At 52.7% G+C, this 10,389-nt stretch carries 8 protein-coding genes; all 8 read right to left on the bottom strand.

The window, feature by feature from the left end; genetic code table 11:
- Window positions 1–1,650, bottom strand: a 1,650-nt coding sequence (locus tag N0M98_RS20475; RefSeq protein ID WP_259618978.1) for a dynamin family protein, incomplete at its 3' end; no start/stop codon positions are given.
- A gap of 64 nt (window positions 1,651–1,714) precedes the next feature.
- On the bottom strand, window positions 1,715–1,987 hold the full coding sequence (locus tag N0M98_RS20470) for an NAD/NADP transhydrogenase alpha subunit (protein ID WP_249864070.1): 273 nt from the start codon (window positions 1,985–1,987) through the stop codon (window positions 1,715–1,717).
- 39 nt (window positions 1,988–2,026) lie between these two features.
- Window positions 2,027–2,692, bottom strand: a complete 666-nt coding sequence (gene nth, locus N0M98_RS20465) for an endonuclease III (RefSeq protein WP_249864071.1) — start codon at window positions 2,690–2,692, stop codon at window positions 2,027–2,029.
- Window positions 2,693–2,913: 221 nt separating this feature from the next.
- Window positions 2,914–5,670: an S-layer homology domain-containing protein gene (locus N0M98_RS20460; protein WP_249864072.1), complete on the bottom strand. Its 2,757-nt coding sequence runs from the start codon at window positions 5,668–5,670 to the stop codon at window positions 2,914–2,916.
- 51 nt (window positions 5,671–5,721) lie between these two features.
- Complete coding sequence (locus tag N0M98_RS20455; protein WP_249864073.1) at window positions 5,722–6,279, bottom strand: GerMN domain-containing protein; 558 nt, start codon at window positions 6,277–6,279, stop codon at window positions 5,722–5,724.
- A 13-nt stretch (window positions 6,280–6,292) separates the two neighbouring features.
- Window positions 6,293–8,008: an N-acetylmuramoyl-L-alanine amidase gene (locus N0M98_RS20450; RefSeq protein ID WP_259618977.1), complete on the bottom strand. Its 1,716-nt coding sequence runs from the start codon at window positions 8,006–8,008 to the stop codon at window positions 6,293–6,295.
- Window positions 8,009–8,197: 189 nt separating this feature from the next.
- On the bottom strand, window positions 8,198–9,703 hold the full coding sequence (locus N0M98_RS20445) for an AAA family ATPase (protein ID WP_249864075.1): 1,506 nt from the start codon (window positions 9,701–9,703) through the stop codon (window positions 8,198–8,200).
- Window positions 9,696–10,229 carry a hypothetical protein gene (locus N0M98_RS20440; protein ID WP_259618976.1) on the bottom strand — a complete coding sequence of 178 codons (534 nt, stop codon included), beginning with the start codon at window positions 10,227–10,229 and terminating at the stop codon, window positions 9,696–9,698. The genes N0M98_RS20445 and N0M98_RS20440 overlap by 8 nt, the downstream gene beginning before the upstream one ends.
- Window positions 10,230–10,389 lie beyond the last annotated feature (160 nt).

The following is a 10,389-nucleotide window of genomic DNA, read 5'->3' as shown; positions in this document are numbered from 1 at the left end:
CGCCGGGTCCGGCAGCGCTGGCGCAGGCGCCTGCAGCGCGGCGAGCGGCGCCGCCAGCTGCGCGGCGTAGGCCGCCTCCGCGGCGGCGATGCGCTCGAGCTCGCGCAGGCTGCCGAGGCGGCCTTCGAGCGCGGCGAGCCGCTCGCGCAGCTCGCGGAGCTGAGGCTCCTGCGCGGCCGCAAGAGCCGCCGTCAGCTCGTCGATCAGCTCGAACGCGAGCTTGCGGTACTGCAGCTTCACCTCGCCGGCGAGCTGCTTCGTATAGTTGAGCGTATAGTCGCCTCCGAACCCGGCGGCCTCATTCACCTGCTCGGCCAGCCAGCCGGGCGCAACTTCCAGATGAAGCCGTTCCGCGGCTTCGCGAATCCGCTCGGGCGCAAGCAGAGGCCCCGCCTCCGCCTCCACGCCTTTGGCAAGCGCCTGCTGCAGATGACGCTCGATCTGCGTCGCCACTTGCCCGGCAAAATCCGCATGGAACGCAAGCAGACGCCGTTCCACTTCCTTCGCCGTCTTCGCCGCGCCGGCGAAGAAACCGACCTTGAAGCCGGGCTTCCGGCTTTGCAAATAATCGTGCGCGAGATCGCGCGTTACGGCAGGGGTAATATTGGCGTTATCCAATATTCCCCCCGTTTCCTTGCGCAGCGCCGCACGCAGCGCCTCCGGCTTCGCTTCGCCGTCCGTCAGCGCCCGGCTCAGCTCCGCCTGCTGCCGCTGCGCCGACTCGGCCTCCTCGTCGGCGGCCAGACGGGCGCGCAGCTCCTCTTTGGCCGACTCATTGCGTTCGGCCATCTTCCCGGCATGCGCCGCGGCCAAATGCTGCGCCGATTGCCCCAGACTCAGCGCGGCGAGCGGCCCGCGCTCCTCGATCAGACGGCGCAGCAGCCAATCTAGCTTGCCCCATTCGCTGTGCGGATGGTCCGGCGCCTTCACCGACGTATAGACGATGCCGTCGGGCTGAATATGCCAGTTGGCGAACGCTTCGCGGACCCCCGCCTGATAATCTTCGAACGACAGCTCCTGATCCCGGTGTTTGTCGACCTGATTGATCAGCAAATAGAGAGGTTTGCCCCACTCTTTCATCTTTTTCGTAAAAGCAAAGTTAATTTCCGACTGAACGTGATTGTAATCCATCACATAGAAGACGACATCGGCCAAATGCAGCGCGGATTCCGTCGCCAGCTGATGCGCGTCGTCCGTCGAATCGATTCCCGGCGTATCGAGCAGCGAAGCGTGATCGCCAAGAAAAGGAATCGGATAACGGAGATTAACCGTTTCGATATCTTCGCCGTTTTTGCAATAGGCGGCCAGCTCGCTGAGCGGCACGGATTGCACCTTCGGCGCTTCTCCTTCGTTTTCGGTTCTGTGAGCGACTTGCGCTCCGGACTCGCCGTTGCTGATGCTGACAATATTCGCGCTCGTCGGAATCGGGCTCGAAGGCAGCAGCTGATGGCCGCACAGCTTGTTGATCAAGCTCGATTTGCCTGCCGAGAAATGTCCGCAGAACGCAATATAGAAGCCGCCGCTTTCCGCTTTTTGCAGCAGCTGTTTTAATTTTTTCGCATTGCCGCCGTCCTGCTCCCGCTCCACCTGCTGAAGCAGTGTACGAATGGCGCTTTCCATCGTTTCCCCAATAACCGTCAAGTTGCTCATCCCAATCTCCCCGTATCTATTCTCATGCTCTGGAACAACAAAAAAAACCGAATTGCTTCGGCTTTTAGTGTACCACACTTTCATTCACGGGGATAAAAATTTCGAACAAATTGCGGTGCTGCAAAATCGTAATGTCCTTATCCCGCACTTTCATAACGACAACCTCGGGCTTTGTTTTCATACGGTCTATGTAATTGTCGGGCACATCTCCCGATTCCATCACCGTAACGCCCTCGACTTGCTTCTCTTCATTTTCCGCCAGAGGCGTATTCAATACTTTCTCGTAAATATCGGAGAACACTTCAAAATCGTTGGTATATACCGAAATACATTTCATGATAATCCCATCCTTATCTTTTTGCTGTGGTAAAGATTGCTACTGTATAGGTTTCCTACGACTACCGGATTTCATACGTTTTTTTCCTTCACGGCACGTTGCGGCCAAAGGACAGCCGCCGCATTGCGGATTTTGCGCTTTGCAATGATAACGCCCGAAAAAAATAAGCCGATGATGCGTATCCGTCCATTCCTCCCGGGGAACCAGCTTCATAAGCTTTTTCTCGACTTCCAGGACGGAATCCTTCAGGTTCGCCATTCCCAAACGCTTGGATACGCGCTCTACGTGAGTATCCACTGCGATAGCGGGGACGCCAAAAGCGTTGGACACAACGACATTGGCCGTCTTGCGACCTACGCCCGGAAGCTCGACCAGCTGTTCGTGAAGCTTGGGAACTTCGCCGCCGTACTTGTCCAACAACATCGCGCACAGCGCTTGAATGTTTTTGGCTTTATTGCGGAATAACCCGATTCGACGAATATCCTGCTCCAATTCTTCTACTGGAACGGCAAGATAGTCTTCGGGACGCTTGTACTTTTGAAACAAGGAAGCAGTTACTTTGTTGACCGTCTCATCCGTACATTGCGCAGATAACAATACGGCTATCGTCAGCTCAAAAGGATTCGTATGATTGAGCTCGCAATGAGCATCCGGGAACATCTCCGCTATCGTATTCAATACTTCCCGAACCTGCTTCTTGTTCATAGTGACAAGCTACCTCTTTCTAGTAGTATAAACTTCAGTTTAACGAATCAAGCGTCAGGAATCAATGACTTCATCCGACAAAATACGAACTTTTCACGAAATTTCATAAAAAAATATAGTTCTTGAGATACAAAAGCCGTCTAAACGGCAGAAATGCAGCTTCTCCCCTTTAGACGGCGCTTTTGCAATAAAAGTTACTTCACTTTTCGCTCTTTACTCTATTATTTTTCCATCTCGTAAATTTTATCGTCGAGCACGTAAATCGTCACATCGTCATTTTCGGCGAAGCTTCCCGCGGCTACGGCCGATGCGCCCTGATGCAAATAAGCTTTGGAATACAAAGTATAGGTCGTTTTATCCCCGGACACGCCCGCTTTAAGCTGCATCAGATTCAATACGGAATCATAAGCCTGCACTTTACGCTTGCTCGCCGCAGCTACCGTAATAATGGTCTGATCGCCCTTGACCACTTCAACTCGATCGTTGACCTTCACCGAAGCGAGATCAGCCGATGCGGCGCCTCCAATATTCACGGAGAACTGCTTGCCTACGGTAATGGTCTGAACGCCCGCAGTATAATCTTGAACCGTAATGGTTCCCGAAGCCGTGTCGACGGCAGTCACTTTACCGCGATTCGCGGTAAGCAGCTCTACGCTTTCCAGCTTTTTGCCCGTATACGCTACTTTCATATACTCGTCGATCGCAATATCTTCGAAGCTGTGGGTCGCTTTGCCCGGATTCAATATTTTGTCGTTGTTATCGATGACGAATGTAAGCTTCCCGCCGCTCGAATCTTTCACGCTGACCTGACGCTCTTTGTTATCGGTAATTTGCGTTTTATAAACCGCCGTTTTCTTAATCGCGATCGACATAATCGTATCTTGGTCGCGGTTCAATGAACCTACAATGTTGTCGCCAATCTTCACGTCGCTGATCGTCGCATTGGCGATAGCCAGCGTCTCGACCGGGACGCTCGCCGTAATGCCGAAGGTTACGTTTTGCCCGCCTGCCGTACGGATCGTAATTTGGCCCGTCGACGCGTTAACCTGAGATACCGCACCTTCCGCGTCTTTGGCATATTTGATGCTTACGACTTTGTCCTTGGACACTTTCAGATCGACCTTGGTTCCTTTGGTTTTCGTGAACTTGCTGGTGAAGTCGTCCAAATTCATCGGCGCGTCCCAATAGCTGATGCCTGTCGTCTCCGTCATTTTATAGGCATAAGGAGTTCCGTTCTCGTCCGTAACGGTCAACAGCTTGTTTTCCGCATCGTAGTTGACGATTCTGGCGAAGGACAGCTGTGTAACGCCACGGCTTGTGACCGTCACTTTCACAACCTTCTCATTGACCAGATCCAGCTTCAGCTTGTCGCCCAGCTCCAAATCGAAGAAGCCCGCCGTTCCCAATCCGTCGATCGAGACAACGGCATTATCGTCGATATAAAAAGCACCGAGGGTATTGTCCGGCTTGTTGATCGTCAATATTTTCTTGTCGTCGCTGACGCTGGTCAGCGTTCCTTCCACGGCGCTGCCGATATCGGCCTGCTTGCTCACCTTCACGCCGGTAATTTGATTGTTTTTAATGTCATAAGAAACGATGTCGCCGACTCTCAGCTTGGATAAATCCCCTGTCGCATTCCCCGGAAGCGTAACCGCCAGCTTGACGCTAATCGGGAACGATTCGTTTTCTCCGGATGTTTTCTCCAGGAACGTGATCGTATTTTGATCCGCATCGATGCTGACGATCGTTCCCTCCGACGTCTTGCTGATCGGCACCTGTTTCACAACAATTTTCGAATATTTGGAATTAGGAATAAGAAGATTCCGCTTCAATTGGATAATGCTTCCGACCGGTATCGAGCTTAAGCTCAGCCCTCGGCCGTCACTATCGGTAACCGTCACGTTTTCCGCCAGATCCTTCAGATCCTCGGTTCCTCCTTGAGAGACGGAAACCATCATTTTGGACACGTAGAGCTGCTCCAGCGTCCCCTCATACGTCTCCATTTGCTCCGTATCGTTAGTAAGCTCTATGTAGGAAGCCGTTCCTCTATCCTGAATGACATAGACTTCATTCGTTTCTTTAATATCGCTGGAAGGAATCCGCGAATCGCCCTTGTAGAATACCGTATCCGACGCCAGCGTATATTCGCTCGTTTTACCCTGCTTATCCATCACGGTAATCTTGCGGTCTTTCAAATCCATCATATACCCGATCGCCACGCGCTCCGAATGCGTCGTAAGCTCCTTGTCCGCACGGCTGAGGAAGGTCGCCATTTGCGCTCTCGTCACGTTGCCTTTCGGATCGAAATTGTTATCGTCCACACCGTTTACGATTTCAAGGCTAACCGCCGCGTTGATATAACCGACGGCCCATGAAGACATGTCCTTGGCATCCTGGAATATCGAAGAATCGGCGCTTTTCTTGTCGGCCAAATCCTGCTTGTCGATGGCGCGGATAACCAGCTTACAGACCCATTCCCGGCTGGCCGGGCTTGAACCCCAAGCGGTTTTGGATTTGGCGTTATCCGAGCCGGAAGCTTTGGAGCCGGCGCTGCCGGAGCCGTTCGTATCGGCTTCTTCGTCGACGGTTATCAGCCCTTTATCGAATGCGTAAGCAATATAAGGCTTGGCGTAGCTGTCTACGGTCACCGGAAGAATCGTCTCGCTCTTGTTCTTCAGCGCTTCGTTCTCAAGACCCATCATTCGGATCGCCATAATGACGACATCCTGCCGGGATACCTGCGTATCCGGGCTGAATTTGCCCTTGTCCACCCCTTGGATAATTCCAAGCGCCGCCAGCTTCGTAATATGCTTGATAGCCCAATGATCGCTGCTTACGTCGGTAAAGGCCGTTGTCGTACTGCTTGTTGCGCTCGTTTTGGTCACGGTATCCGCCGCATAGACGGGACTTGCGACCAGCACGGATAAAGCGATAATTCCTGCCGCCATTTTCTTTGAATGCTTATACTTGTTGTTCATATACTTGCTCCTCCCGGAATTCTTCGATTGCCAGCTTCAACAAAAGCGCGGTTATCCGCGCTTAATCGGATGAGGCAGATCCATATGTCCCATCAAGCTTTCCACGGCTTTGCCGTCAAGCAAAATGTCCAGATTCTGAATCTCTGAAAATTGAAATACGTTCTTTTTCAAAGCTTGCAGCAGCAAGCTCTCTCCCCCGGAACCCAGCCTGGATTCGGGAGCCATCGATACGTCGACAGTCAGGGTCTGATCCTTCAGCGTGACGGAATTGAAGGTAAAGCCCTTCATCAATGGAATTCGCTTGTCGTCGGAACTTACCGTCAACGTCTTCAGCGCGGCCAAATACTTGTCGTTGTCCTGTTTGTAAGAGATGACCGCTTCCTGCTCGACCAGTCTTTCTCCATTCTCATCGCCATAATAGGTTTTAATCTTCATCTGCTTGACGTCTTGGGCCGCCGGAGTCGGGGTCGGAGTCGGCGCCGACGATTGCGCCTGCTTGCCCGTCTCCTGTCCGCCGGCTGCCGGCGCGGGTTGTTTCTGCCCGCATGCGGCGAGCAGCGCGACCAGCGTAATTCCGATAATGGCGCCGTTCACTAACCGTCTTTGCATCGCTATCCTCTCCTTAGTCGATATTCAACTGCTGTTTGATAGCAGCAACGATGGACGCGGCAACTCGATCTTGAAATGCATCCTGATACATAACTGCTTCCTCGGACTTGTTCGTTAAAAATCCGATTTCCAGCAGCAGAGAAGGCATCGTCGTATTTTTAACGACATAGAAATTTTCCTGCTTCACCTTGCGGTCGGGAAACTGCGTAGATTTCAATAATTGTTCATGCATCAATTTGGCGAAAGGCAAGCTTTGGTCCGTATAATAATACGTTTCCACGCCTTCTACGGATTCCTTGCCCGCCGAATTGGCGTGAATGGAGACGAACAGATCCGCGTTCATGTTGTTGGCGAAAGAAGCCCTGTCTGCAAGCTCGACGAACGTATCGTCGCCGCGGGTCATGTACGGCTCGATTTTGGGCTCTTTCTGAAGCAGCTTGTTCACCTTAAGGCCGAGCGAAAGCACAAAGTCTTTCTCCATGCGTTTTGTCGCCGAGATCGCGCCGCTGTCTTTGCCCCCATGCCCCGGATCGATGACTACCTTGTATTTATCCTTGGCCGCGGAGATCGTCCACGACAGCTGATTCGGCACCTTTTTCACGGACGGCTTGAAATCTACTCTATTAGTTAAATCTATTATTATTCTAACGATAGACGATTCTTTTGAAAATAGCAAATATCGAATTTGCGAGACGCCGGCCCGGTTTACCTTGATGGTTCCCTCGCCCTTGTCGTTCAGCTTGAGCGTCGGGTCAAGCTGGCCGTACGGAATATCGATGACGATACGGTTTTGACTGTTCACGGCCGATACGTTCGCTGCTTGATCGGCGCCGCTCGTTTTGATCACAAACTGGTCGCCCTCAAGCGCTATCGAGCGGATCGTCGTCAAAGGCTCCTTGGCCTGGTCTTTATTCTGATCCTTGCCGCCGTCCTTCCCTTCCGCAGGGGAACCGGGTTGTCCGGACGGATTGACGCTTCCCGGCTTGTCCGCCGCGGTTCCTGCAGCATTGTTCTTGCCCGCGTCCGCCGCGGCTGCGCTTCCGCCTGTTTTATCCGGCTCAGGCTTGTCCTGTTGCTTGTCCCCTGCTGCGTTCTGCTGTTTCTCGCCCGGCTTATCTTGCTGCTTATCACCGGCGTTATCCTGCGGCTTGCTCTCCGTCCGGCCGTCCGTTTTGCCTTCGTCCTTGCCGGCGGTTGCGGCTCCTTCGTCTTTGCCCGGTTTCGCTCCGGCTTCTTCCCCGGCCGCCGGTTTGCCGTCTGCGCCCGCCGCGGGCGAGGAGACCGCCTCTTTGACGTCGCCCTCCGACTGGTATAAAAACACGGAACGGGTCAAGTCGTCCCAGGTTACGTCCACTCCGAACTGCTCGCTGACAAAGCGCAGCGGAAGCAGCGTATTGCCGTCCACGATTGTTGGAGCCGTTTCCAATTCGAACGATTCGTTGTTCACGAGAGCACTCTGCTTGTCGATGAACAGCTGGATGCTGACGCCCGACTTATCGATCGTTACTTTACGGCTCTTTTCATCCCATTTGACCTTGGACCCTAGCGACTCGGCAATGATTCGGACAGGAACGACGGTATTGTCCTTAATAATGCGCGGAGGCACCTCCGCGACAAGCGGCTTGCCGTTCAGAAACAGCTGGATCGGCTGTACCGCGGCGAAAGCCATCATCGGACATAACAGCAAGGAAAATAGCAGTAAAGATAATAACGTAGTAGCAACTCTCATCTTACACCTCAGCTTATGTATTTTGAATTTTGTTATGAATGCGGCTATTATGCAAAAACGACCGGTATTATGGCGAAACTTACCAAAAAAATAGACGCCAAAATGACGGAAAAGTTGCGGAAAACGACAAAAAAAGCTCGAAGCTGCAGGCAAACGGCCTGAACCTCAAGCTTTTGGCGTCATTTTGTTCTATGCGGTCTGCAATCGGGATTGCTCCAGCAATTGACGGAACTGGTCTCCCGACAAAACCTCTTCTTTTACAAGAATCGAAAGCGACTGCTCGAATACGATGCGGTGCCGTTCCAAAATCTCGCGCGTGCGTTCGGTCAGCTGCTCCAAAATAGCGGCGTTTTCCTTCATCAGCTCTTCCTTCGTCACCATTTGACGGTCGATAATACCGAGATTCGTTAATCCAGAGTCCATCATCGTGCGCACTAGGTGCAGCGACTGTTCAAAATCGTTGCGGGAACCGGTGCTCCGCCCGCCGTAGAACATCTCCTCGGCTACGGCGCCGCCCAAAGCGACAATAATTTGCTCCTCCAGCTGCTCCTTTGTATACAAATACTGGTCCTGCTGCGGATTATGACGCACATAGCCGAGCGCTTTGCCGCGCGGGCTGAGCGCAACCTGGGATACCGAACCCGGACGAACGTTCTCTGCGGCTATAGCATGTCCCAGTTCATGAAGCGCTACTCTATCTCGTTCTTCCTTCGTCGATTCGCGGTCCGTCCGCTCTCCGATCATCACCTTGTCTACAGCTTGCGACAAATGCTTCTGTTCGATCAGCGGCGATTCTTCGCGCATCGCGTAAATGGCCGCCTCGTTCATAACGCTCTCCAGCTGCGCGCCGGAGAATTGGAACGTTTCCTCGGCGATCATCTCCAAATTCACTTGCTCTGACAGCGGCTTGTTTTTGCCGTGTATATTCAAGATATGCAAGCGGCCCTTCTTGTCCGGCAGATCCACTTCGATATGACGGTCGAAACGGCCAGGACGAAGCAGCGCGCTGTCCAGCATCTCCTTGCGGTTCGTCGCCGCCATAAGGAGAATGCGCGGAGAATCGGTCGTATGAATGCCATCCATCTCCGTCAGCAGCTGGTTTAACGTCTGATCGTATTCGCGATGCTGCCCTCCGTCGCGCTTGCCGCCGATCACGTCGATCTCGTCGATAAACACAATGGCGCTCTCTTTGTTTTCCTTTGCGGCGCGGCTGCGCGCTTCCTTAAACAATTCGCGGACCCGGCTCGCCCCTACGCCGACATACATTTCGACAAACTCACTGCCGGAAGCGGCGATGAACACCGAATTCGTATAATGCGCCGCGGCCTTGGCAAGCAGCGTTTTCCCCGTTCCGGGAGGCCCTTCAAGAAGAATCCCCTTCAAAGGGCGAATGCCCAGCTTGCGGATCTCTTCATGCTTGATCAAAAAATCCAGAGCTTCCTTAAGCTCGATTTTGGCCCGCTGCTGCCCTCCGATATCGTCAAAGGTCAAGTACGCCGGCGCCTTTCGGGTCCGGGCTTTTCGTTCGGAGCCTCCGAAGCCGCTGCTGCCGCCGCGCATCTGGTTCATATACAGTATTGTGCCTAAAATGACGGCCGCAAACACAAGCGGAATCGCATTGATGCCGATAAAAAACAAGAAAATGATAACAACGGGAACCGTTCCGATGAAAATTTCCTTATAAATTTTACTCATTCGGCCACACCCCTAACTTCTCAGGCGTGCGCGGGAGCATAACATATTTGCTTTTATCCCCGTTCGTCAATGTAATAAATACGTATTTATCGTTCATTTCCGTAGATACTTGCAGGTCAGATACCGTACCGGCGCGCGATTTCAGCGTCGCTGGAATGTCCGAATAATGTTTGGTTTCCATCGCCTGGGCTACGTCGAACAAGGCGGACGACCACCATGCATCCAGATCGGCGGACGAATCGTTCACAACCTTTAATTTCAGTTCTTTTTTACCGAGAATCGAAGATCCTTCGCTTTGAATATGGTCATACACTTCACGCAGGCTGGTTCCCGGCGTCATTTTAATATCGATTTCCGCATCGTTTGCCGTAAACCGCGTAGTGACCAGCTCCACTCCCGGGGTTTCTTGGACAATATTCGTAAGCGGACTTTCCATTGCATAGCTTTGATATACGAACCAACCTCCGAACAGCACGGTGGCGGAAACTACTACACTCACTATCACAGGTAAGAGACGCAACTTCATGAGCCGACGTCCCCCTTTCTATATAATAATATATCAACTAAAGTATATAGAAAGTATATCATATGATATATCAGTTTGCCCGATGTAATGTGTGGTAATGCATCCTATCCCAACCGCAGCCGCCGTTGTATTAAAAAAAGCGCCGCCGCGGCACCGCAAT

The sequence above is a fragment of the Paenibacillus doosanensis genome (assembly GCF_025060755.1).
GTDB lineage: Bacteria > Bacillota > Bacilli > Paenibacillales > NBRC-103111 > Paenibacillus_S > Paenibacillus_S doosanensis.
The sequence above is the reverse complement of the archived record's forward strand: the minus strand, read 5'-3'. Positions and strand labels throughout refer to the sequence as shown.